Origin of the sequence: Mesorhizobium salmacidum (SeqCode), from assembly GCF_037179605.1 — a bacterium.
Lineage (GTDB): Bacteria > Pseudomonadota > Alphaproteobacteria > Rhizobiales > Rhizobiaceae > Mesorhizobium > Mesorhizobium salmacidum.
This window is the reverse complement of the sequence record NZ_JAPYKS010000001.1, coordinates 363,246-387,153: the sequence shown is the minus strand read 5'-3', so window position 1 is coordinate 387,153 and position 23,908 is coordinate 363,246. Positions and strand designations below refer to the sequence as shown.

Sequence of the window (23,908 nt, the reverse complement as noted above, 5' to 3'; positions counted from 1 at the left end):
CTCAGGCCGCCAGCAACGCCTTCAGCTTGACTTCAGGCGATCCCAGCGCCTCCGGCGCCGGCTTGGCACGCTTGCCGATCAGCATTTCGGCCAGCCTTATGTCGCGGGCGACCGCATTGCCCGGGCCGATGCCGCTCGCCGCCACCAGCCTGCCGTCCTCGGCGAGATGGAAGAGGATGAAGGCGCCGTCACCGAGATCGCGGCGCACGGTGCGGCGGCCTTCGTCGGACAACCCCGCGATCTGCAGGGACAGGTCATACTGATCCGACCAGAACCACGGAACAGCCGCATGCGCCTCGCCGGCGCCAAGCATGTTCTTTGCCGCAAGAGCGCCCTGTTCCTGTGCATTGCGCCAGGCCTCCAGCCGCACGCGGCGGCCCCCATAGACGGCGAGCGGAAACGAGCAGCAATCGCCGGCGGCGAAGATGTCGGGATCAGCGGTTTGCAGGTAGGCATCGACTGATATGCCGTTTTCAATGGTCAGGCCGGCTTCGGCCGCGAGCCCGGTCACCGGCACGGCGCCGATGCCGATGACGGCGAGGTCGGCCGATATTTCGCGCCCGCCGGCAAGCGTCACCCGCACCTCCTTTCCGTCGTCGGCGATGGAGGCGATGCCTTCCCCGCAGACGACATCGACACCCTCGGCGACATGCGCTTCATGGATGATTTCGGCGATCTCGGCCGGAACGCCGCGCATCAGGATACGTGGCTGCGCCTCGATGACGGTGACCGAGGCGCCGAGCTTGCGCGCGGCTGCCGCAAGTTCAAGGCCGATGAACCCGCCGCCAATGATGGCGATGCGATTGCCGGCACGAAGATGGGCGCGAATGGCCAGCGCGTCGGCGAAGGTTCTGAGATAGACGCAGCGCACGCCAAGCCCAGGCATCCGCAGCTTGCGCGGCGTCGAACCGGTGGCCAGCAGCAGCTTGTCGTAGGCCAGCACCGAACCGTCCGACAGGCGCACCGTGTGCGACGCGCGCTCGATCGCCACGGCCTGGACGGAATGGACGTGCCGGATCGATTTTTCGGTCAGCATCTCGTCGCTGGCGATCGCCTTGATTGCGGGCGCATCGCTGGCCATCGCCTCCTTGGACAGAGGCGGACGTTCGTAGGGCAGATGCGGCTCGTCGCCGACCACCGTCACCGGGCCGCCATAGCCGAGATCGCGCAAGGCGAGCGCCGCCCGTCCGCCGCATTCGCCGGCTCCGATGATCAGCATTCCCCGCGCCATGCCGGTCACCCGATCTGAACCAGGACTTTGCCGGCGTCCACCTTGACCGGATAGGTCCTGAGGTTGACGCAGACCGGCGCGCCTCTGGCTGCGCCGGTCTTGTAGTTGAAGCGGCCATTGTGCTTGGGGCATTCGATGATGTCGTCCATCACCAGCCCGTCGGCGAGATGCACCTTCTCATGCGTGCAAAGTCCGTCGGTGGCGAAATATTCGTCGTCCGGGCTGCGATAGATGGCGAAGGTGCGCCCGCCATGATCGAAGCGCATCACGTCTTCTTCGTCGATGTCACCGGCGGCGCAGGCCTCGACCCAATCGTTCATTCAGTCCTCCCTGGGATCGCACGGCGGCGCGTGATTATTCAGCCGCGACCGCGACGGCGTCGTTGTGGAATTCCTCGCGGTACGGCCTGGCGGTCGGCGGCAGCTCGCGCTTGAGGAAATAATCCTCGTTGCGCAACTGGCGGCGGAAGACCGGGATCATCTCGCGGTAGCCGGCCAGGATCGATGGCGTCGGCGCCGGCAAATCGTGCTTGATCAGCACGTGCAGCTTCGGCAGCGCATGATAGGGCACCATCGGGAACATGTGATGCTCGACGTGGTAATTCATGTTCCAGTAGATGAAGCGGCTGATCGGGTTCATGTAGACGGTGCGGCTGTTCAGCCGGTGGTCGGTGACATTGTCGGCAAGGCCGCCATGCTGCAGCAGGCCGACCATCACGTGATGCCAGGCGCCATAAAGCCTGGGCAGGCCGACCAGCATCAAGGGCAGGAAAGATCCGGTGTAGAGCGCCAGCGCGATGGTCGCGGCATAGATCGCCGTCCAGATGCGGGCAACACGGATCGCTTTGGGCTGCTCCTGTTCGGGAATGAAGGTCTTCTCCGCCGCGCTGATGTTGCCGGCGGCATTGCGCAGCATGTCTGATATCGCATGCCAGGCGTCGAGCACGCCGACAAAACCGAGAACGAGGCGCACCAGGTCCGGCGGCCGCATGACCGAAATCTCAGGATCGCGGCCGACGATGATGGTGTCGGTGTGATGGCGCGTGTGGCTCCAGCGCCAGGTCACCGGATTGCGCATGATCATGAAGCAGGCGATCTGATAGACTGCGTCGTTCATCCACTGCGTGCGGAACGCCGTGCCGTGGCCGCATTCGTGCCAGCGGGAATCGGTGGATGAGCCGTAGAGCACGCCATAGGCGAAGAAGAACGGCACGCACCACCAGCTGCCCCAGAACCAGGCAGCGCCGGCACCGCTGATGATGAGCGCGGCCAGCCAGATCGCCGTGTCGCGGATCGCCGGGCCATCGGAGCGCTGCATCAGCTCCTTCATCTGTTTGCGGGGAATGTCGGTGTGATACCACTCGGCCGCCGACAGTCCGTGTTCGACCGCAAGCCGGGCGTCGCGGCCGATCAGGCTGTAATCACGCCGGGACGGCGCTGCGGTCATGATTGCCTCCCGAGGCAGGGCATTCGCCATGCGAATGCCGATCACCAACTAACTCCTTGCTCAGAAATAACGCCGAGCCATGATAGACTCAACATCATAAAGATAGTTTCTATCATTTCCTATCAAAGTCAGGTATCGATATCAGGCAATCGAACGAGGGCGATCATGGCGAAACGGCCGACCATCACTGATCTGGCGCGCGTCTCCGGCGTCAGCGTTGCCACGGTGGACCGCGTGCTCAATAATCGCCTCCCGGTGCGGGAGGAAACCGCGCGCCGCGTCTACGAAACCGCGACCGAGATCGGCTATCACGCCGCCGGCCTGATCAAGCAACGGATGCGCCAGGAACTGCCCGAGTATCGTCTGGGCTTTCTGCTGCTTCGGGGCAATGACGTTTTCTATGGTGATTTCGCTCGGGAACTCGAGCTGGCGGTCGCGCAATCGCAGCGCTTCCGCGGCGTCGCAACCGTCGATTTCGCCAGCTCTCTGGCCCCGGACGACATCGCCGCCCAGATGCGCAGGCTGGCGGCGAGATCGCGGGCCATTGCCGTGGTCGGCCCGGACCATCCGACGCTGACCGCCGTCGTGGAGGCGCTCAAGGCCAGGGGACTGCCGGTCTTCTCCCTTCTGTCCGACTTCGCCGCCGGCGTCCGTGAGGGCTATGTCGGCCTCGACAACCGCAAGGTCGGCCGCACCGCGGCCTGGATGATCGCGAGGGCGGCGAGGGCGCCTGGCAAAGTCGCCCTTTTCGTCGGCAGCCATCGCTTCCATGGCCATGAGTTGCGGGAGATCGGCTTCCGCTCCTTCTTCCGCGAGCATGCGCCGGATTTCAGCGTGCTGGAGACGTTGGTCAATCTCGAGGCCAATCAGGTCACCCATGACGCGATGATCGATCTTCTGGCGCGGTATCCGGATCTCGTCGGCTGCTACGTCGCCGGCGGCGGCATGGAGGGCGCCGTCTCGGCGCTGCGGGCAGCGAAGCCTGGCAACATGCCGGTGGTCGTCTGCAACGAGATCAACGCCGAATCGCGCGCCGCGCTCGCCGACAACATCCTTACCATGGTGATCTCGACGCCGCTTGCCGCGCTCTGTCGTGAGCTCGTCGATCGGATGGCGCATGCCATCGAAGCCGGCGCGGCCAATGCGCCGGGTCAGATCTTCCTGCCCTTCGACATCTATTTGCCGGAAAACATCTGAAGCAATTTCGGGAAAATGCGCAGCGGCTTTCCGTCCGGGACGCGCCAGGACGAGAGATAGGGCGTTTCGATGAAGCGACAGAGCGCTCCTGCAGTCCGCCGCCACGAACCGCCCGGCAGAAATGATAGAATCTATCAGAGCAGGCAGAAAATCGCGCGCCCGAATTTGGAATCGCCCTTGACGCCCCAACGTCAAATGGAATAAATATTTCACTAGATGTGGGTTTTGGTTCTTTCGTTCCGGAACATCCGTTCAAGGCAGTTCGGCGTCCAGCCGTTGGCGGCACGCTGCGGAACGAAATGGATATCAGGGAGAGATTCCCCAGGCAGATCGGGGATTCCGGAGAGATCGGTGCAACCGGACACCAAAAGTGGAGGAGAGATACAATGAAGAAACTGCTTTTGGGCGTCGCCTTCGCGGCGCTGATGAGTTCATCGGCCATGGCCGCCAAGATCGGCGTCTCGATGGCCAAGTTCGACGACAACTTTCTCACCGTGCTGCGCAACGGCATGATCGAGCAGGCCAAGGGCATGAGCGGCGTCGAGCTGCAGGTCGAGGACGCACAGAACGACGTTGCCAAGCAGCTCGACCAGATCAAGAACTTCGCCGCTTCGGGCGTCGATGCCATCATCGTCAACCCGGTCGACACCTCGGCCACTCAGGCGATGTCGGATGCGGCCGCCGCGGCCAAGATTCCGCTGGTCTATGTCAACCGCCAGCCGGTCAACGTCGATAAGCTGCCCGACAACCAGGCCTTTGTCGCGTCCAACGAAGCTGATTCCGGCACGCTCGAAACCAAGGAAGTCTGCCGCCTGTTCAAGGAAGCCGGCAAGAAAGAAGCCAATGTCTATGTGATCATGGGCGAGCTTTCCAACCAGGCCGCCGTGCAGCGCACCAAGGATATCGATGATGTCATCGCCACGCCGGAGTGCAGCTTCATCAAGATCATCGACAAGCAGACGTCGAACTGGGATCGCGACCAGGCCCAGAACCTGATGACCAACTGGCTGTCGACCGGCAAGAAGTTCGACGGCGTCATCGCCAACAATGACGAAAGCGCCATCGGCGCCATCCAGGCGATGAAGGCCGCCAACATCGACATGAAGGCAGTCGTCGTCGGCGGCGTCGACGCCACTCAGGACGCGCTTGCCGCCATGCAGGCCGGCGACCTCGACGTAACCGTGTTCCAGGATGCGGCCGGCCAGGGCGCCGGCGCGCTGGATGCAGCGCTCAAGCTGGCCAAGGGCGAGAAGGTCGAGCACAAGGTCTATGTGCCCTTCCAGCTCGTCACCCCGGCAAACATCGACAAGTTCCTGAAGAAGAACTGAGCCGCGGACATACGGAGCGGCGCTCTCGCGCAAAGACAGCGCCGCTCCTATTTCCCTCGGCGCCTGACAGCTGCTCGAGGAACGGCCGCGGCTGACGGAGGATAGAAGATTGGCACAGACATCTCACGGCGTCGGCGGGGTCAGCTATGACGCCAAGAAGCGCACATGGCCGGCCGAATTCAACGTCTTCCTGGCGCTCGTCATCCTTGTCGTCATCTTCGAACTGATCGGCCGCATCTTTCTCGGCGACAGCTTCCTGTTCAACACCCGCAGCGACGTCTCCGGCATCTTCAACGAGGCCCGCCTGCAGATCATCATCCTGCAGGTGTCGATCGTCGGCATCATCGCCATCGGCGTCACGCAGGTGATCATTACAGGCGGCATCGACCTGTCCTCGGGCTCGATCGTCGGCGCGACCGCCATGATCGCCATGAGCTTCGCCCAGGTCGCGACCGTCAACGGCAACCCGAATCCCAAGGCGATGTTCCTGGCGCAGGGCTGGACCGACCTGCCGGTGATCGTCCCGGTGCTGGTGGCGATCGGCTGCGGCCTGCTCGCCGGCTTCGTCAACGGCGCGCTGATCGCCTATACGCGCATTCCGCCCTTCATCGCCACGCTCGGCATGATGGTCACCGCGCGCGGCATCGCCAAATGGTGGTCCAAGGGCCAGCCGATCTCGTTCCCGACAGACAGTTTCGCCGCGATCGGCAAGGGCCTGATGCCCGTCATCATCTTCCTGTCGCTGGCCGTGCTGTTCCAGCTGATCATGACCTACACCAGATACGGGAAGCATTGCTATGCGATCGGCTCCAACGAGGATGCCGCGCGCATGTCGGGCATCAAGATCGCCAACCATAAGATCCTGGTCTACGTCATCGCCGGCATTCTTGCCGCGCTCGCCGCCGTGGTGCTTTCCTCCAAGAACCTTACCGCCCAGGCCGGCATGGGCGTGATGTACGAACTCGACGCCATCGCCATGGCGGTCATCGGCGGCGTCTCGCTGTCGGGCGGCCGTGGCTCCATCATCGGCACCGTGATCGGCGCGCTGATCTTCGGCGTCATTATCTCCGGCTTCACCTTCCTGCGCCTCGACGCCTACTACCAGGAGATGGTCAAAGGCGTGATCATCGTCGGCGCGGTCGTTCTCGATCAGTGGCGCCAGCGCATGCGGGCATTGAGGGCTTGACCATGTCAGATATCGTCCTGAAGACCGAAAACCTGACCAAGCGCTATGGCGGCGTGCATGCGCTCGAAGGCGCCAACTTCGAGCTGCGCAGGGGCGAGCATGTCGCCATCATGGGCGACAACGGCGCCGGCAAGTCGACCTTCGTGCGCCAGATCACCGCCGTCGAGCAGCGGACCAGCGGCCAGGTCTGGTTCGACGGCAAGGAAGTGAATTTCGCCGGCCCGATCGAGGCGCGCGAGGCGGGCATCGAGACGGTGTTCCAGAATCTGGCGCTGGCCGACGATCTCGACGTGCCGTCGAACCTGTTTCTCGGCCGCGAAAAAGTACTGTTCAATCTCGGGCCGTTCTCGATCCTCGACCGCAAATACATGCGCAAGGCGACCGAGGCGGCGCTGGTCCGCACGGCGGTGAAGATCCCCAATCTGTCCAACACCATCCGCCATATGTCGGGCGGCCAGCGCCAGTGCGTGGCGATCGCCAGGACGGCCACCTTCGCCTCCAAGCTGATCATCATGGACGAGCCGACGGCAGCGCTTGGCGTGCAGGAGACCGCGCAGGTCGAAAACATCATCCGCACGCTGAAGGACAATGGCGAGCCGCTGATCCTGATCAGCCACAACATGCGTCAGGTGTTCGACCTTTGCGACCGCATCGTGGTGTTCCGGCGCGGCCGCATCGTCGCCAATCTGCGCAAGGAGAATACCGATGGGCAGGACATCGTATCCTATATCACCGGCGCCAAGACCGGCGAGGCGGAACTCGCGGCCTGAGGCCGGGCGCGGAGGCGACGGTCATCGCCTTCGCGTCGATTTGACTTGACCGGAAAATCATCTAACGCCCATGACCGGCGCCCCGCTTCGAACCATCCCCAGAGGAAATTTCCATGACTGTTCGCTTCGCCCTCCTTGGTGCCGGCCGCATCGGCAAGGTCCACGCCCGCGCCGTCGGTTCCAACCCCCAGGCAAAACTGGTCGCCGTTGCCGACGCCTTCGAGAAGGCGGCGAGCGAATTGGCTGTTGCCTATGGCGCCGAGGTGCGGACCATCGACGCCATCGAAAAAACGAAAGATATTGACGCGGTCGTCATCTGCACGCCGACCGACACGCATGCCGATCTGATCGAGCGTTTCGCCAAGGCCGGCAAGGCGATCTTCTGCGAGAAGCCGATCGACCTCGACGTCAAGCGGGTCGAGCAGTGCCTGGCCGTGGTCGACAAGGCCAAGGCGACGCTGATGGTCGGCTTCAACAGGCGCTTCGACCCGCATTTCGCCGCCGTGCGCAAGGCGATCGACGACGGCGCCATCGGCACGGTCGAGATGGTCACCATCACGTCGCGCGATCCCGGCGCCCCGCCGCTCGACTACATCGCCCGCTCTGGCGGCATTTTCCGCGACATGACCATCCATGATTTCGACATGGCGCGCTTCCTGCTCGGCGAGGAGCCGGTCGCGGTCAGCGCGCATGCCTCGGTGCTGGTCGACAAGAAAATCGGCGAAGCCGGCGATTTCGACTCGGTCAGCGTCATCCTTGAAACCGCATCGGGCAAGCAGGCCGTCATCTCCAATTCGCGCCGCGCCACCTACGGCTACGACCAGCGCATCGAGGTGCATGGCTCCAAGGGCATGGTGGCGGCCGAGAACCAGCGGCCGGTATCGATCGAGCTCGCCAACGAGAAGGGCTATACGCGCCCGCCGCTGCACGATTTCTTCATGACCCGCTACCTCGACGCCTACGCCAACGAGATCGCCGCCTTCATCACCGCGGCGACTTCAGGCAAGAAGGCGGCGCCGAGCGGCGCGGACGGCCTCGTGGCGCTTAGGCTGGCCGATGCGGCGCTGAAGTCTGCGACCACGGGCAAGACCGTCCGCTTGGACAAGTAAGAACGCATCCGGACCCAACGCACAGGAGCAGAGCGATGAGTGCATCCGCCGATCGCAATTCGAACACACGCGCCATCGTCACCGGCGGTGCGCAAGGCATCGGCTTTGCCGTTGCCGAAGCCCTGGCCGACGAGGGCTGCCGGGCGCTGGCGCTCATCGGCCGCTCGCAGGAGAAGGGTGACAAGGCAGTCGCCCATTTCAAGAAATCAGGCGTTGACGCCATCTTCATCAGCGCCGACGTTTCGAAGGTTGCCGACTGCAAGCGCGCGGTCGCCACCGCGCTCTCGCATTTCGGCGGCATCAACGCGCTGGTCAACGCCGCGGCCACCTCCGCGCGCGGCTCACTGGTCGAGACATCGGAAGAGCTCTTCGACCAGATCTTCGCGACCAATGTGCGCGGCCCCTTCTTCCTGATGCAGGGCGTGGTGGCGCATCTCCTGGAGAAAAAGGCGCCCGGCTCGATCGTCAATGTGCTGTCGATGTCGGCGCATACCGGCCAGTCCTTCCTCACGCCCTATTCGACCAGCAAGGGCGCGCTGATGACGCTGACCAAGAACGTCGCCAACGCCTATCGCTTCAACCGCATCCGCTGCAACGCCGTGCTGCCCGGATGGATGGATACCGAGGGCGAGGACATCGTGCAGAAGAAATGGCACGATGCGCCCGACGACTGGCTGGCGAAGGCCGAGGCCGCGCAGCCGATGGGCCAGTTGGTCAAGCCGGACCAGCTCGCGCGGCTGATCAGCTACATGGTCAGCCCGCAATCGGGCGTTATGACCGGATCGCTGGTCGACTACGACCAGAGCGTCGCGGGATCGTCGCCGGAATAGGTTCATGCGGGCAGTCCGCGTGGCGCACCTTGAACCTATCGTATGTCTGTCTTTGTGAAATCCTGACCGGTGTAGAGCAAAGCCAAATCATATGCCTTGCAACAGGCATAGGAAAAGCAATCGCCCATGTTGAGCTGCGCCGGCGAATTGACACCCTTGCCGTAGCTGCGTGCCGCTTCGACAGCGAGCCGCCCGACTTCGGCCGAAATGAGGACCTCGCCGATCCCCAAATCCAGCACGAAACGGTCCACGGCGGCATTCGCCTTTGCGATTGCCGCCGGTTCCACGGGTGAAGGCAGGGGGGTCTTTGAACGCGCCAAGGCCATTGCGGTCTCGAAACGAACGACCGCCGAAATGAAGAAAGGCCCGCCGTGGGCATCCATCCGGGCGGCGAGTTCTCCTGCCGTGGGTTCTGGGCGTAACAGAGCGACAACCGCCGACGCGTCGATGAACAAGCTCATAGCCCGCCTGAAAGCTCGTCCGAATAGGCTTTCATATCGAAGTCCGGATTATCCGCTCCGATTTCGCCAGCCATTCTGACCGCCTCCGCCAGGCGTTCCGACACAGATTGGACACTGCGCGCGCGCTCGATTTCATGCGTCAGAGCGCGGCGAACCGCCTCGGCCTTACTCGGCGCTTTTGTGAGGCGCTGCACCTCAAGAACCAGCCGGTCGACTTCCCGGTCCTTTACGTAAAGCGGCATTGAAGCATATCCTTTTTGGCATATCCAACATATGCATTCTTACATATCTATGCAAGTCCGTCATCAGATGCGTGACATCCAACGCGACTTCAGCTATACGCCAACCCATGATCAACCTGACCGCCACGTATTGGTACTTTAGGAGCTCGCTGGCGGCGGGAGGATTGCGCTCGATCTGAAGATTGCAGCAACAAGATCCGAACAGCCGCCAGACCTGGCGGCTTTTTTGTTTCAGCCGGCAGGTTCCCAAACATAGTTTTACGCAATTCCGGACAGAAAACCGCTACGCACTTTTCCTGGAATTGCTCTAACAGGAGCAGAAAGCCGTGTTGACCACCACAGACGACCTTAGAGTCAAGGAACTTAGACTGCTGAGCACGCCGGAAGAGGTGATGCGCGAGATACCGCGCTCACTGACGGCGACACGCACCGTTGCCGCCTCGCGCAACGCCATCCATTCCATCCTTACAGGGGCCGACGATCGACTTGTTGTCATCGTCGGCCCTTGTTCCATCCACGATCCGGTCGCGGCCGTTGACTATGCCAGCCGTCTGGCGGCGCTGCGCGAGACCCTGGCCGACCGGCTCGAGATCGTGATGCGGGTCTATTTCGAAAAGCCGCGCACGACGGTCGGCTGGAAAGGCCTGATCAACGATCCCGACCTCGACGGCAGCTTCAACATCGACAAGGGGCTGCGGATGGCGCGCAACGTGCTTTCCGCCGTCAACAATCTCGGCCTGCCGGCGGCGACCGAATTCCTCGACATGACGACGCCGCAATACATTGCCGACCTCGTCGCCTGGGGCGCCATCGGCGCACGCACGACCGAGAGCCAGATCCATCGCGAGCTGGCCTCGGGCCTCTCCTGCCCGGTCGGCTTCAAGAACGGCACCGACGGCAATCTCAGGATCGCCGGCGAGGCGGTGAAGTCGGCCGCCCAGCCGCATCATTTCATGGCGGTGACCAAGGGCGGACGCAGCGCCATCGCGGCGACGACGGGCAACGAGGATTGCCATGTCATCCTGCGCGGCGGTGTTCAGCCCAACTATGACGCGGCAAGCGTCGAGGCCGCATCCGTGGAACTCGCCCGCATCGGCATCGCGCCGCGCCTGATGATCGACGTCAGCCACGCCAACTCGAGCAAGAAGCCTGAGAATCAGCCGAAAGTGGCGGCCGATGTCGCGGGCCAGGTGACGGCGGGCGACGAGCGCATCATCGGCGTCATGATCGAGAGCAATCTCGTCGCCGGCCGGCAGGACGTCGTGGCCGGCAAGCCGCTGGTCTACGGCCAGAGCATCACCGATGGCTGCATCGACTGGGCGACCACCGAGACCGTGCTGCACGGCCTTGCCGGCGCCGTCGAGTGGCGCCGCTCGGCCCGCCGCGCCATGCTGGACAGCCGGCAAGGGGCAGCCTGATACGATGGTGATACGGGCGGCGCCAACCGGAATTACGCCGCCCTCAAGCCTTCCCATGCAGTGAACACGGAGACCGCAAACAGCAGCAGCCCGGCCGCCCGGCCGGCGAATGCTGTCGCTCGCGGGTTGGCGATCAAAAGGCTGCGGCTGCGGCCGGCTGATATGGCGAGCCCGCCATAGATCGCGGCCTGCGTCAGCACGGTCAGCAGGCCCATGATTGTCGCCTGCATCCAGATCGGGCCGTAGTGCGGTTTCAGGAACTGCGGGTAGACGGCCAGGACGAAGAGATAGGCCTTCGGATTGATCAGGCAGGTCACGAACCCCTGGCGAAACGCCTTCCATGCGGAGCGGCTGCCGGCTGGCCCGTCATGGCCGACGGTGATGGAGCTGCGCATCAGCGTGAGGCCGATGAATGCCATGTAGGCGGCGCCGGCAAGCAGCAGTGGCTTGAACAGGATCGGCACGAAATGCATGAGCAGGCCGACGCCGACAGCGCCGTTCAGCGTGTGCACCATGCCACCGACCATGATGCCGCCTGTCGCCGCCAGGCCCCTGTCGCGCCCACCGGTCAGCGCATTGGCAAGCACGAACAGCATGTCCATGCCCGGAACGGCGATGATGCCGAACAGGAGAAGAAAGAAAAGCCACAGATTTTCCGCGTAGCTCATGTCAGTTGCCTGTCGCCTCCTGCCGGCGTGCCGCCAAGGAATTTGTTGATTTTCAGGCCGATGGGCGATCCTATAGATCGAGTCAACTGACGATGGTGTGTCAGTTGTGATCGCAGCCGGTGAGAAAAATGCGCAAGGCATCGCGCCTGTTCGAGATCATTCAGATCCTGCGGTTGGCCAGCAGGCCAGTGACGGCGGCAATGATTGCCGGGCAGCTGGAAGTGACGATACGCTCGATCTACCGCGACATCGCGGCACTGCAGGCCATGCGTGTCCCGATCGAGGGCGGCCGTGGCATCGGCTACATACTGCGCCCCGGCTTCGACCTGCCGCCGCTGATGTTCTCGATCGAGGAGATGGAGGCGATCGTGCTGTCGCTGGCGCTGCTGGAGCGCACCGGAGACGACGAACTCAAGCAGGCGGCCAAGCGCGTCAGCGCCAAGATCGCCGGCGCGGTGCCGCCGCCCTTGCGCCAGACGCTCGAGGCCAATGCGTTGCACGCCTGGGGCTTCGCCGCACCCTCCGCCGGCACGATCGACCTTGCGCTGGTGCGCCGCGCCATCCGCGACGAGGAGAAGCTCGATCTTTCCTACCGCGACGAACTCGGCCGTGCCTCCGAGCGCCTGATCCGCCCGATCGCGCTGATCTATTACGCCGAGACCGCCAACATCGTCGCCTGGTGCGAGCTGCGCCAGGCAATCCGCAATTTCCGCAGCGACCGCATCGGGGATTGCCAGCCGACCGGGTTAAGCTTCAAGGGCGAAGGCGATAGGTTGCGGAAGGTGTGGGTCGATGGGTGGGAAACGCCGGCGGTGATTACCGCCCAAGGATGACGAAATCGAGAAAGCTTCGGCCGACGCGAATGGACCGTCGGCAACCTCCCATGTCGACGAACTACATGCCTCTACCTAACATCCACCCAGCGCTTTTCCTCATAAGAACGCGCCATCGCATGCACGGTGCGCTCGATCTCCAGCCCTTCGGCGAACTCAATGAGCCGGGCCGGCTTGCCGGCAAGCCGCACCAGCAATTCATGGCATTCGATGATCTTGAGGTCGTTGAAGCCGAGGCTGTGGCCGGGCGCCGGTACGAAAAGGTCGTAGGGCCTGTGCTGCGGCGCCACCAATATGGTGCGATAGCCCTGTTCGGTCGGCCGGTCCGACGTCAGGTAGAGCTGGAATTCGTTCATCCGTTCCTGGTCGAACAGGATCGACCCCTTGGAGCCGAAGATCTGGATGGCGATGCGGCCCTTGCGGCCCCAGGCCGAGCGGTTGACCTGCAGCGTGCCGGCAACGCCGTTTTCCAGATGCATCAGCACGCTGGCTATATCGTAGGTCTCGACCGCGCGGCGCCCGCCGGCCGCCAGCTTGCGGTCGGCATAGGGCTTGGCCATGTCGCAGATGACGCTGGCGACGCGGCCGAACAGCGTCGTGACCAGCGACAGCGGATGCACGGCGAAATCGTCGAGCGCACCGTAACCGGAAGACGCCTCGTGCTTCCAGAAGAACAGCGCCTCGGGATCGGCCATGAAATCCTCATCCATCTCGATGCGCAGATGGTTGACTTCGCCGATGATCTTCTCGTCGAGCAGCGCGCCGATGTGACGGATGGCCGGGCTCTGGATGTAGTTGTAGCCAAGCGCCGCGACCTTGCCTGATTTCTTGGCCGCGGCTGCCATCGCCTCGGCTTCGGCAAAACTCGGGGCCATCGGCTTTTCGCACCACAGATGCTTGCCGGCTTCGAGGACGGCGATGGCCATCTCCGGATGAAACTGGTTGGGCGTGGTGAGCGAGACGATATCGACTTCGGGATCATTGACCACGGCGCGCCAGTTGCCGGAGGCCTTGGCGAAGCCGAACTCGCCGGCCTTGCGCCTGGCGAGATCCTCGTTGATCTCGCCGAGATGGACGAGCCTTGGCTTGGTCGCGTCGGGAAAGACCGCACCGACCGCGCTCCACGCGATGGCGTGGCATTTGCCCATGAAGCCCGTGCCGATAAGACCTACGCCGACCATTTTTCGTTCCTCCGCTGCCATGAATGCTGCGTGGATGAATTAGTCCATTTTCTCCAGGAATGGAATGTCTGCCTCATTTTTTATGGCGTTCTTGCGCAGGCCCGCTATGATGGGGCAGAGAGAGCTTCCAGACAGCCTGAACAGAGCGACGATGGACGAACAGGTACCTCGCGACTTCGAGACGCTGCGCGCCACCATTCTGGATCGGCGCGAGAGCTTGCCCAAGCGCATCGCCCAGATCGCCGCCTATGCGCTCGACAATCCCGACGATATCGCCTTCGGCACCGCCGCCAGCATCGCCGCTTCGGCCGGCGTGCAGCCCTCGACCCTGATCCGCTTTGCCCAGCAACTCGGTTTCGACGGTTTTACCAGCCTGCAGCAGGTGTTCCGCGAGCGGCTGCGCGAGCGCAACTCCTCCTATGACGAGCGGCTGCAAGCGCTGCGCGCCAAGGCCGAGGGCGGCGCTGGACACCGGGCGATCTTCGACGGCTTCATCGCCGCTGCAAGCACCTCGCTCAACGACATTTCCCGCACGCTGGATGACGCGCATCTGGAAGACGCGATTTCGCTGCTGGCAAAGGCGCAGACCATCTATGTCTTGGCCAAGCGGCGCTCCTATCCGGTGGCTTCCTATATCGCCTATGCGCTCGGTAAGCTGAAGATCCGCAACCAGCTGATCGAATCGGCCGCCGGCCTGAATGCCGAGATGGTCGGCTTCGCCACGCCGGCGGACGCGGTCATCGCCATCAGCTTCTCGCCCTACGCGCCGGCCACGATCGAGGAGGCGCGCGCCATTGCCGAGCAAGGGGTGCCGATCGTTGCCATCACCGACAGCTCATTCTCGCCGCTCGCCCAGTTCGCCAGGGTCTGGTTCGAGGTTGCCGAGGCGGATTTCGCCGGCTTCCGCTCGCTGTCGGCGACAATGGCGCTGGCCATGGCGCTGACCGTCGGCGTCGGCGAGAAGCGGCGCGACGCGACTCGCAAGCGCAAGGCTTGATCGAGCATCCCATCAAGGCAATTTTAGCCCAGGGAATGCTCATTCCATATTGACTATGGATTGGAATTATTATTTCATATTGTCGGCGCCACGCTGCCGCTCGCGCGTGTTACCCAAACAATGTTGTCCATGACGACAAGACCGACGGGAGGTTCCAATGAGCGAAGCCGTGGACGCAAGACAGGCGCCGCTCGACGTCATCACCATCGGCCGCGCGTCCGTCGACCTCTATGGCCAGCAGATCGGCTCGCGCCTTGAGGACATCACCTCTTTCGCCAAGTCGGTCGGCGGCTGCCCGGCCAATATCTCGGTCGGCACGGCGCGCCTCGGCCTGCGCTCGGCACTGCTGACGCGTGTCGGCGACGAGCAGATGGGCCGCTTCATCCGCGAACAGCTGAAGCGCGAAGGCGTCAATGTCGACGGGCTGAAGACCGACAAGGAGCGGCTGACCGCGCTGGTGCTGCTTTCGGTCGAGAGCGAAGGCGTTTCGCCGATGATCTTCTACCGTTCGGACTGCGCCGACATGGCGCTGGCCGAAGAGGACATCGACGAGGCGTTTATTTCCTCGGCCCGCGCGATCGTCGTCACCGGAACGCACTTTTCCCGCCCCAACAGTGACGCCGCCCAGCGCAAGGCCATCCGCATCATGAAGGCCAGGGGCGGCAAGGTGGTCTTCGACATCGACTACCGGCCGAACCTGTGGGGTCTCGCCGGTCATGCCGAAGGTTTCGAGCGTTATGTCAAATCGGATCGGGTCTCGGCCCAGTTGAAGACGGTGCTGCCCGATTGCGATCTCATCGTCGGCACCGAGGAAGAGATCATGATCGCGTCCGGCGCCGACGACTGCCTGAGCGCGCTGAAGGCGATCCGTGCCCTGTCCTCGGCCACCATCGTCTTGAAGCGCGGCGCCATGGGCTGCATCGTCTATGACGGGCCGATCAGCGACGATCTCGAGGACGGCATCGTCGGCGAGGGTTTCCCGATCGAGATCTACAACGTGCTGGGCGCCGGTGACGCCTTCATGTCGGGCTTGCTGCGTGGCTGGCTCGGCGGCGAAAGCCTTGCCACGGCGGCGACCTGGGCCAATGCGTGCGGCGCCTTCGCCGTGTCACGGCTGCTCTGCGCGCCGGAATATCCGACCTTCGAGGAGCTGCAGTTCTTCCTCAGGAACGGCAGCAAGCATCGCGCGCTGCGCAAGGACGAGGCAATCAACCACATCCATTGGGCGACGACACGCCGGCGCGACATCCCGTCGCTGATGGCGCTCGCCTGCGATCACCGTGTGCAGCTCGAGGATGTAGCGGCCAAGACCGGCGCCGATCCTGCGCGCATACGCGACTTCAAGGTGCTGGCGGTCAAGGCAGCGGCCAAGGTCGCCGCCGGCCGCGACGGCTATGGCATGCTGATCGACGAGAAGCACGGCCGCGAGGCGATGTTCGAGTTCGCCCGGCATCCCTTCGCCTGGCTTGGACGCCCGGTGGAACTGCCGGGCTCGCGGCCGCTGCGCTTCGAATTCTCCCAGGACATCGGCTCGCAGCTCACCGAATGGCCGGTCGATCACTGCATCAAGTGCCTGTGCTTCTACCATCCGGACGATCCGGCGGCCTTGAAGGAAGAACAGCAGCAGAAGCTGCGCGCGCTGTTCGAGGCCGCGCGCAAAGTCGGCCGGGAACTTCTCATCGAGATCATCGCCGGCAAGCATGGCAAGCTCGACGATACGACGATCCCGCGCGCGCTGGAGGAACTCTATGCGCTCGGCATCAAGCCCGACTGGTGGAAGCTCGAACCGCAGGCGTCGAGCGGCGCCTGGGCCAGGATCGAGGCGGTGATCCTGAAGCACGATCCCTGGTGCCGAGGCATCGTCCTGCTTGGCCTGGAAGCGCCGCAGGACGAACTGGAAGCGGCGTTCGCCGCCACCGCCAAGGCGCCCATCGTGAAAGGCTTTGCCGTCGGCCGCACCATCTTCGTCCACGCCGCCGAACAATGGCTGGCCGGCAAGATGTCGGATGAGGAGGCTGTCGCCGACATGGCGTCGCGCTTCGAACAACTGACCGAAGCGTGGCTTGCCGCGCGCGGCCGCAAGGCGGCATAACAAGGCGCTGCGTAAGGACTGCGGAGGAAAAACCGATATGACCAAGACAATCCGCCTGACGATGGCGCAGGCGCTGACCCGCTTCCTGTCCCGCCAGATGACCGAGATCGACGGCAAAAAGGTGCCGATTTTTGGTGGCGTCTGGGCGATCTTCGGCCATGGCAATGTCGCCGGCATCGGCGAGGCGCTCTATCAGGTGCGCGACCAACTGCCGACCTTCCGCGCCCATAACGAACAGGCGATGGCGCATGCGGCGATCGCCTATGGCAAGGCCAATTTCCGCCGTCGCTTCATGGCCGCGACCTCTTCGATCGGCCCCGGCGCGCTGAACATGGTGACGGCGGCAGCACTTGCCCATGTAAACAGGTTGCCCGTCCTTTTTTTGCCGGGCGATGTCTTCGCCAACCGCATTCCAGACCCCGTGCTGCAGCAGGCCGAGGATTTTTCCGACGGCACGGCGACGGTCAACGACTGCTTCCGGCCGGTGTCGCGCTATTTCGACCGCATCACGCGGCCGGAACAGATTGTCCCGGCGCTCAATCGCGCCATGCAGGTGCTGACCGACCCGGCCGATTGCGGCCCGGTGACGCTGTCGCTCTGCCAGGATGTACAGGCCGAGGCCTATCACTATCCCGAGAGCTTCTTTGCCGAGCGGGTCTGGCGCCAGCGGCGGCCGCGTCCGGACCGCGGCGAACTGGCGGGCGCCGTCGCGGCACTCAAGGGCGCCAGGAAGCCACTGATCATCGCCGGCGGCGGCGTTCTCTATTCGCAGGCCTCCGATGAACTGGCCAAATTCGCGCAAGGCGCGGGCATTCCGGTCTGCGAGACGCAAGGCGGCAAGTCCTCGCTGCCGGACGATCACAAGCTCAACATGGCGGCGGTTGGCGTCACCGGCACCTCGGCCGCCAACCGGCTGGCGGAAGAGGCCGATGTGGTGCTCGCCATCGGCACGCGGCTGCAGGATTTCACCACCGGCTCGTGGGCGCTGTTCAAGAATTCGGGCAAGACCATCATCGGGCTCAACGTGCAGCCTTTCGATGCCGGCAAACACCGGGCGCTCCCGCTGGTCGCCGACGCGGCCGAAGGGCTCGCCGAACTCGCCGCCGCGCTGCAAGGCTGGAAGGCGCCTGAGGCCTGGACCGACAATGCTGCCACCGGCAAGAAAGCCTGGCAGGCCGATGCGGCCAAGGTGACGGCCTCGACCAATGCCGCTTTCCCCTCCGATGCGCAGGTGATCGGCGCCGTGCAGCGCGCCATGGGCTCCGGCGTGACGCTGCTGCACGCGGCAGGCGGCCTTCCCGGCGAATTGCACAAGCTCTGGCAAGCGGGCGCGCCCGGGTCCTACCATGCCGAATACGGCTTCTCGACCATGGGCTACGAAATCGCCGGCGGGCTCGGCACCAAGATGGCCAAGCCCGATGATGAGGTCGTGGTCATGATCGGCGACGGCTCCTATCTGATGCTGAATTCCGAGATCGCCACCTCGGTGATGCTTGGCCTCAAGCTCACCATCGTGCTGCTCGACAACAGGGGTTTTGGCTGCATCAACCGGCTGCAGATGGCGACCGGTGGCGCCAACTTCAACAATCTCCTGAAGGACTCGCGCCATGATATTTTGCCCGACATCGACTTCGCCGCGCACGCGGCGAGCATGGGGGCGATCGCCGAGAAGGTGCCGTCCATCGCCGAGCTGGAAAACGCGCTGCAGAAGGCCAAGAAGAACGACCGCACCACCGTGCTGGTCATCGACACCGATCCGCTGGTTTCCACCGATGCCGGCGGCCATTGGTGGGACGTGGCGGTGCCGGAAGTGTCCGCCCGCAGCCAGGTCAACGCGGCGCGCAAGGTCTATGATGAGAAACGGCAGATGCAGACCATCGGCGATTGATGTCGGCGCCGAGGCTCCTCCCTTCTCCCGTTTACCGGGAGAAGGTGCCGGCAGGCGGATGAGGGCGGCTCCAACGAACAAGAAACTGTTTTAGCACCGGAGTGACGACTTGAAAGCCAAACTGGGCATGTCCCCCATTGCATGGTGGAACGACGATCTTGCCGAACTCAGCGATGACGTGTCGCTGGAGGAATGCTTGCGCCAATCGCGCTCGGCCGGCTTTACAGGCATGGAGATGGGCCGCCGCTTCCCCAACGATCCCGCCGTCATGCTGCCGATCCTGAAGGCCGCCGACGTGACGCTCTGCGGCGGCTGGTTCTCGGGCACGCTGGTCGACGAGGAGATGGCTGCCAACAAGGACCGCATCCAGCCGATGATCGACCTGTTCAAGGCGGTCGATGCGCCTTGCATCGTCTATGGCGAGGTCGGCCGCTCGATCCAGGGCGACCGATCCAAGCCGCTCGCCACCAAGCCGAAGCTCACCAGTGATGAGATGAAAGCCTACGCGCGGCGCCTGACGGAATTCGGAGAATGGTGTGCCGAGCAAGGCATGCCGCTTTCCTATCACCATCACATGGCGGCTGTGGTCGAGACGGAGCCGGAGCTCGATGCCTTCATGCGCCATTCCGGCGAAGGCATCCCGCTGCTGCTCGATGCCGGACACCTCGCGTTTGCCGGCGGCGACGTGCTGCGCGCCATCGACAACCATCACAAGCGCATCAGCCATGTCCATGTGAAGGACGTGCGCATGGATGTGATCGACAAGCTCGACCGTACGAAGCAATCCTTCCTCGACGCCGTGGCGCTCGGCGCCTTCACCGTGCCGGGCGATGGTTCGCTCGATTTTGGCGCCATCGTGCAGCGCTTCGCGGATCATGGCTATGAAGGCTGGTTCGTGGTCGAGGCCGAGCAGGATCCCAGGAAGAACCCGCCGCTCAAGATGGCTGAGGTCGGCTACAAGGAGCTGATGCGGGTGATGACGGATGCCGGCTACACCGTCGAGACACAAGGCTTTCCGAGTGCCTGAAGGCTGGATTCACGGTGCCGCGCGGTCTATCTGAGGCAGATTGCTGAGTTACGGATGGCGCGATGAAAGATTATGAACACCCGTTCTTCCGCCCGCTTTGGCGGCGCGTCGCCGTCGTCGCGGTCTGCCTGATCTGGTCGGTGATCGAATTCGCTTCCGGCACGCCGTTCTGGGGTGTGATCGCGCTCGGTTTCGCCGGCTACGGCGCCTGGCAGTTTTTTTATCTCTACAAGCCGGCTGAAGAAAAAGAGGCCGAGCCCGAACCGAAGGAGTGACTGGTCGCGTAGGCGATTAGCTTGCAGCGCCTCGGCCAATCTGAGGCGTCTGCGATGATCCTTTTGGACAACCGGTGAAATCGTCGGCCTGGACAAGCTGCAACCCATCAAGCCACTGGAACAGGAGAGACAAAATGTCCAAACTGCTCGTCAAAGCCGACAAGGGCCATGGCCGCGTCGCGCATGTGACGCCGAAAAGCGCCGGCTGGACTTATGTCGGTTTCGACCTGCATCGGCTGAAACCAGGCGAAAGCGCCTCGGGAAAGACGGACGACCGTGAAGTCTGCCTGGTGTTCGTGACCGGCAAGGGTACCGCGACAGCCGCCGGCAAGGATCTCGGCCTGCTCGGCGAGCGCATGTCGCCTTTCGAGGGCAAGCCGTGGTCCGTCTACGTGCCGCAGGGATCGGACTGGTCGGTGACGGCCGATACCGAGCTGGAACTTGGCGTGTGCTCGGCACCCGGCCTTGGCGGCGGCCTGCCGGTCCGGGTGATCGGACCGGACGATCTCGGCCAGGAGGTGCGGGGCAAGGGCACCAACACGCGCTACGTCACCAACATCCTGCCGGAAGGCCAGCCCGCCGACTCATTGCTGGTGGTCGAGGTCATCACGCCCGGCGGCCACACGTCGAGCTACCCGCCGCACAAGCACGACCAGGACAACCTGCCCGCTGAATCCTATCTCGAGGAGACCTACTACCACCGCCTCAACCCGCCGCAGGGCTTTGCCTTCCAGCGCGTCTATACCGACGCCGACAAGGATGGCCGGCGCGCGCTGGACGAAGCCATGGCGATCGAGGACGGCGACGTGGTGCTGGTGCCCAGGGGCTATCATCCCTGTGCCGCCTGCCACGGCTATGACCTCTATTATCTCAATGTGATGGCCGGGCCGAAGCGGACGTGGAAATTCCACAATGCGCCCGAGCACGAATGGTTGATGAAGGCCTGACCGTTCTGCGTTTCCGGCTGAACCTATTGGTCCAGCTTTGACAAATCGTCGGCTAACGACCCTGAGGGTCGATTTGCCTTCGAAAACCCTTCAAAGCTTCGTCAATCCGTCATGGAAATCACCTATGGCAACGGTTCCAGTGCATGTCGCCCAAAAGTGCGTAGCGGTTTTGGGACGACGACATGCACCAAATGAAGACTTAAAGCGCGTCGCACCCTCACTTCAAACGCGGCGCGCTTTAACGAGGACTTCCCATGCGTTATGCCATTTATTTCACTCCCCGGCAGGACGAGCCGCTGGCGCGAATCGCCGCCAACTGGCTGGGCCGCGACCCGTTCGGTGCCGCGACCAGGCCTGTTGAGGCCGTTACCGAGTTGTCTGCGGCGGAAGTGGCCTTCCACACCGCTTCGGCCCGCCGCTATGGTTTCCACGCCACGCTGAAAGCGCCCTTCCACCTGGCTGCCACCGAGACCGAGGCTTCGCTGCGCGCGGCGCTCGACCGTTTTGCCGAAGCAACGCCTGTCGTGACGATCCCGCGCCTTGTCGTCAGCCAGATCGACGGCTTCTTCGCGCTTGTGCCGGATGGTCCGCTGCCTCCGCTCAACCGCTTCGCCGACGACGTCGTGCGCGATTTCGACCGGTTTCGGGCGCCGTTGAGCGAGGCCGAGATCGAGCGGCGCAGTCCGGATTCGCTGAAGCCGGCCGAGTTTCGCAATCTCTGCCAATGGGGATATCCCTATGTCTTCGAGACCTTCCGCTTCCACATGACCCTGTCCGGCCGGGCCGGACCGCAGGAAAGCCCTCGCCTGCGCGCGGCGATCGACAGCCTTTTCGCCGATGTGTTGCGCCAGCCCGTGCTGGTGGATGCGCTGACATTGTTTGTCGAACCCGAACCCGGTGCGCCGTTCATGGCGCTTTCCCAGCACGGGCTTGGACGCCGCCCGGCCCGGAAAATCGCCTGAACGAACCCGACTGCAAGAACCAAGGACTACCCGCAATGACCGTCGAAACTGTTCTTTCCAACGCCCGCATCGTTCTTGCCGACGAGATCGTCGAGGGTTCACTGGTGCTGCGCGACGGCTTTATCGCCGGCATCGATGCTGGCACTGGCCGCATCGGCGAGGACATGGGCGGCGACTATATCATTCCCGGGCTGGTCGAACTCCACACTGATCATCTCGAAGGCCATTACGCGCCGCGGCCGAAAGTGCGCTGGAACCCGATCGCCGCGGTGCTTGCCCATGACGCGCAGGTGGCGACCGCCGGCATCACCACCGTGCTCGACGCGGTCCGCGTCGGCATGGACGAAGACGCCGACCTGACATTGGACGACATCCGCAAGCTGGCGGATGCGATCGAGGACAGCGTCGCGCAGGATCGTCTGCGGGCCGATCACTTCCTGCATCTTCGCTGCGAGGTTTCAGCGCCGGATTGCCTCAAGGCATTCGCCGATTTCGACGGCGACGAGCGGGTCAGGCTGGCATCGCTGATGGACCATGCGCCAGGCCAGCGCCAGTTCGTCAATCTGGAAACCTATGCCTACTACTACCAGCGCAAGCTGAAACTCTCGGATCGCGACTTCCAGAAATTCTGCGAGAAGCGGATGACCGAATCGGCGCAGAATTCGGGGCCGAACCGTGTTTACATCGCCGCCGCCTGCCAGGAGCGCGGCATCGTGCTCGCCAGCCACGACGACGCCACGTCGGCCCATGTCGACGAGGCCATCGAGCAGGGCGTGCGGGTGGCCGAGTTCCCGACCACCGAGGAAGCGGCGCGGGCCTCGAAGGCCGCCGGGCTCGGCGTGCTGATGGGCGCGCCCAATGTCATGCGCGGCGCCTCGCATTCGGGCAATGTCTCGGCCCGCACCTTGGCCAGCGACGGTCTGCTCGACATCCTATCCTCCGATTACATCCCCTTCAGCCTGATCCAGTCGGCCTTCTTCCTCGGTGACATGGTCGAAGGCATTTCGCTGCCGCAGGCCGTCGCCATGGTTTCGAAGAACCCGGCGCGGGCCGTCGGCCTTGACGACCGCGGCGTCATCGAGCAGGGACGTCGCGCCGATCTGGTGCGCGTGCGCGTCGACGATCATGTTCCGGTCGTACGCACCGTCTGGCGGCAGGGACGCCGGGTGGCATGATGGTGTCGGCCTTGATCGAGCGCGAACTGTCCGCCGAAACCTTTCCGATCCGTCACGGCGTCTTTGTCGCTGTCGTGGGCCCGAGCGGTGCCGGCAAGGACACGGTGATCGGTTATGCCAAGGCGCTTTTCGCCGACGAGACGCAGCTGGAGTTCGTGCGCCGCGTCATCACCAGGCCGAGCGATGCGGCGAGCGAGGATCACGATACGCTGGCCGACGCCGCCTTCGCCGAGGCCGATGCCGACGGCGCCTTCGCCATCTCCTGGGAAGCGCATGGCCTGCGCTATGGCCTGCCTGCCGATGTCGACTGGTCCGTCTCCAATGGCCACGTCGCCGTGGCCAACGTGTCGCGCGCGATCATCCCCACCTTGCGCGAACGCTATGCCAATCTGGCAATCGTCGAGATCACCGCTTCGCCCGAGGTGCTGGCGGAACGGCTGGCGATGCGCGGCCGCGAGTCGCGCGGCGAAGTGCTGGCGCGGCTGGCGCGCAGCGCCAATGTGACCTTGTCCGGTCCGGGCGTCACGTCGATCGACAATAGCGGCCCGCGCGAGGTGGCCGGCGAGCGCTTCGCCGAGCTGCTGCGCAAGGCGATGGCCTTTTCCGACATGTCGGGCCTGATCTAGAGCCGGGCCCGCTTCACCC

Annotated in this window: 24 protein-coding genes; 17 read left to right on the top strand and 7 right to left on the bottom strand. The window is 63.7% G+C overall.

Features of this window, described 5'->3' with window-relative positions:
- Position 1: 1 nt before the first annotated feature.
- The 3 genes from O7A60_RS01955 to O7A60_RS01945 are packed head-to-tail and all read right to left on the bottom strand — an operon-like array spanning position 2 to position 2,677.
- Positions 2–1,219, bottom strand: coding sequence for an NAD(P)/FAD-dependent oxidoreductase (locus O7A60_RS01955; RefSeq protein ID WP_337104775.1), 1,218 nt, complete (start codon positions 1,217–1,219; stop codon positions 2–4).
- Between the two features lie 17 nt (positions 1,220–1,236).
- On the bottom strand, positions 1,237–1,551 hold the full coding sequence (locus O7A60_RS01950; protein ID WP_140509611.1) for a MocE family 2Fe-2S type ferredoxin: 315 nt from the start codon (positions 1,549–1,551) through the stop codon (positions 1,237–1,239).
- A gap of 34 nt (positions 1,552–1,585) precedes the next feature.
- Entirely contained in the window at positions 1,586–2,677 is a 1,092-nt protein-coding gene (locus tag O7A60_RS01945; RefSeq protein ID WP_337104774.1) for a fatty acid desaturase family protein, read from the bottom strand.
- A 165-nt stretch (positions 2,678–2,842) separates the two neighbouring features.
- Between O7A60_RS01945 and O7A60_RS01940 the strand changes: the two genes are divergently transcribed.
- The 6 genes from O7A60_RS01940 (at position 2,843) to O7A60_RS01915 (ending at position 9,097) form a co-directional block, all read left to right on the top strand.
- Entirely contained in the window at positions 2,843–3,874 is a 1,032-nt protein-coding gene (locus tag O7A60_RS01940) for a LacI family DNA-binding transcriptional regulator (RefSeq protein ID WP_027142422.1), read from the top strand.
- Positions 3,875–4,260: 386 nt separating this feature from the next.
- A complete protein-coding gene (locus O7A60_RS01935) occupies positions 4,261–5,202 on the top strand; it encodes a sugar ABC transporter substrate-binding protein (protein ID WP_337104773.1) in 942 nt (313 codons plus the stop codon).
- Positions 5,203–5,311: 109 nt separating this feature from the next.
- Entirely contained in the window at positions 5,312–6,388 is a 1,077-nt protein-coding gene (locus O7A60_RS01930; protein WP_027142420.1) for an ABC transporter permease, read from the top strand.
- Between the two features lie 2 nt (positions 6,389–6,390).
- Positions 6,391–7,158: an ATP-binding cassette domain-containing protein gene (locus O7A60_RS01925; RefSeq protein WP_337104772.1), complete on the top strand. Its 768-nt coding sequence runs from the start codon at positions 6,391–6,393 to the stop codon at positions 7,156–7,158.
- Positions 7,159–7,271: 113 nt separating this feature from the next.
- The gene (iolG, locus tag O7A60_RS01920; protein WP_337104771.1) at positions 7,272–8,267 is read left to right on the top strand and encodes an inositol 2-dehydrogenase; all 996 of its coding nucleotides are present in this window, start codon (positions 7,272–7,274) and stop codon (positions 8,265–8,267) included.
- 35 nt (positions 8,268–8,302) lie between these two features.
- Positions 8,303–9,097, top strand: a complete 795-nt coding sequence (locus tag O7A60_RS01915) for an SDR family oxidoreductase (RefSeq protein ID WP_337104770.1) — start codon at positions 8,303–8,305, stop codon at positions 9,095–9,097.
- 35 nt (positions 9,098–9,132) lie between these two features.
- Here O7A60_RS01915 and O7A60_RS01910 read toward each other — a convergent pair whose 3' ends face one another.
- Both O7A60_RS01910 and O7A60_RS01905 read right to left on the bottom strand, forming a co-directional pair.
- Positions 9,133–9,552 (bottom strand): type II toxin-antitoxin system VapC family toxin, encoded by a 420-nt coding sequence (locus tag O7A60_RS01910; RefSeq protein ID WP_337104769.1) that lies wholly within the window; start codon positions 9,550–9,552, stop codon positions 9,133–9,135.
- A gap of 2 nt (positions 9,553–9,554) precedes the next feature.
- The gene (locus tag O7A60_RS01905) at positions 9,555–9,800 is read right to left on the bottom strand and encodes a type II toxin-antitoxin system VapB family antitoxin (protein ID WP_027142415.1); all 246 of its coding nucleotides are present in this window, start codon (positions 9,798–9,800) and stop codon (positions 9,555–9,557) included.
- A 326-nt stretch (positions 9,801–10,126) separates the two neighbouring features.
- Between O7A60_RS01905 and O7A60_RS01900 the strand changes: the two genes are divergently transcribed.
- Positions 10,127–11,218, top strand: coding sequence for a 3-deoxy-7-phosphoheptulonate synthase (locus O7A60_RS01900; protein ID WP_337104768.1), 1,092 nt, complete (start codon positions 10,127–10,129; stop codon positions 11,216–11,218).
- Between the two features lie 32 nt (positions 11,219–11,250).
- On the opposite strand, the gene O7A60_RS01895 is transcribed toward O7A60_RS01900, so the two are convergent.
- Complete coding sequence (locus O7A60_RS01895) at positions 11,251–11,886, bottom strand: LysE family translocator (RefSeq protein ID WP_337104767.1); 636 nt, start codon at positions 11,884–11,886, stop codon at positions 11,251–11,253.
- A gap of 128 nt (positions 11,887–12,014) precedes the next feature.
- On the opposite strand from O7A60_RS01895, the gene O7A60_RS01890 reads away from it, so the two are divergent.
- On the top strand, positions 12,015–12,719 hold the full coding sequence (locus tag O7A60_RS01890) for a helix-turn-helix transcriptional regulator (RefSeq protein ID WP_337104766.1): 705 nt from the start codon (positions 12,015–12,017) through the stop codon (positions 12,717–12,719).
- Between the two features lie 71 nt (positions 12,720–12,790).
- Here the strand turns inward: O7A60_RS01890 and O7A60_RS01885 are convergent, their stop codons facing one another.
- A complete protein-coding gene (locus O7A60_RS01885; protein ID WP_337104765.1) occupies positions 12,791–13,900 on the bottom strand; it encodes a Gfo/Idh/MocA family protein in 1,110 nt (369 codons plus the stop codon).
- A gap of 151 nt (positions 13,901–14,051) precedes the next feature.
- Between O7A60_RS01885 and O7A60_RS01880 the strand changes: the two genes are divergently transcribed.
- From O7A60_RS01880 to phnN, 9 genes are all read left to right on the top strand, one after another.
- A complete protein-coding gene (locus O7A60_RS01880) occupies positions 14,052–14,897 on the top strand; it encodes a MurR/RpiR family transcriptional regulator (RefSeq protein ID WP_140812270.1) in 846 nt (281 codons plus the stop codon).
- A gap of 157 nt (positions 14,898–15,054) precedes the next feature.
- Complete coding sequence (locus O7A60_RS01875; protein ID WP_337104764.1) at positions 15,055–16,989, top strand: bifunctional 5-dehydro-2-deoxygluconokinase/5-dehydro-2-deoxyphosphogluconate aldolase; 1,935 nt, start codon at positions 15,055–15,057, stop codon at positions 16,987–16,989.
- Between the two features lie 37 nt (positions 16,990–17,026).
- Positions 17,027–18,877 carry a 3D-(3,5/4)-trihydroxycyclohexane-1,2-dione acylhydrolase (decyclizing) gene (gene iolD, locus O7A60_RS01870; RefSeq protein ID WP_337104762.1) on the top strand — a complete coding sequence of 617 codons (1,851 nt, stop codon included), beginning with the start codon at positions 17,027–17,029 and terminating at the stop codon, positions 18,875–18,877.
- Positions 18,878–18,986: 109 nt separating this feature from the next.
- Positions 18,987–19,904 carry a myo-inosose-2 dehydratase gene (gene iolE / locus O7A60_RS01865; protein ID WP_140509584.1) on the top strand — a complete coding sequence of 306 codons (918 nt, stop codon included), beginning with the start codon at positions 18,987–18,989 and terminating at the stop codon, positions 19,902–19,904.
- Between the two features lie 62 nt (positions 19,905–19,966).
- Positions 19,967–20,179 carry a hypothetical protein gene (locus O7A60_RS01860; protein ID WP_027142406.1) on the top strand — a complete coding sequence of 71 codons (213 nt, stop codon included), beginning with the start codon at positions 19,967–19,969 and terminating at the stop codon, positions 20,177–20,179.
- A 134-nt stretch (positions 20,180–20,313) separates the two neighbouring features.
- The gene (gene iolB, locus O7A60_RS01855) at positions 20,314–21,126 is read left to right on the top strand and encodes a 5-deoxy-glucuronate isomerase (protein WP_140509580.1); all 813 of its coding nucleotides are present in this window, start codon (positions 20,314–20,316) and stop codon (positions 21,124–21,126) included.
- A 254-nt stretch (positions 21,127–21,380) separates the two neighbouring features.
- Positions 21,381–22,088 (top strand): DUF1045 domain-containing protein, encoded by a 708-nt coding sequence (locus tag O7A60_RS01850; protein WP_337104759.1) that lies wholly within the window; start codon positions 21,381–21,383, stop codon positions 22,086–22,088.
- 35 nt (positions 22,089–22,123) lie between these two features.
- Positions 22,124–23,263 carry an alpha-D-ribose 1-methylphosphonate 5-triphosphate diphosphatase gene (locus O7A60_RS01845; RefSeq protein ID WP_337104758.1) on the top strand — a complete coding sequence of 380 codons (1,140 nt, stop codon included), beginning with the start codon at positions 22,124–22,126 and terminating at the stop codon, positions 23,261–23,263.
- Positions 23,260–23,889, top strand: a complete 630-nt coding sequence (gene phnN, locus O7A60_RS01840; RefSeq protein WP_181166159.1) for a phosphonate metabolism protein/1,5-bisphosphokinase (PRPP-forming) PhnN — start codon at positions 23,260–23,262, stop codon at positions 23,887–23,889. Before O7A60_RS01845 ends, phnN begins: the two co-directional genes overlap by 4 nt.
- The last annotated feature ends 19 nt before the right edge of the window (positions 23,890–23,908 follow it).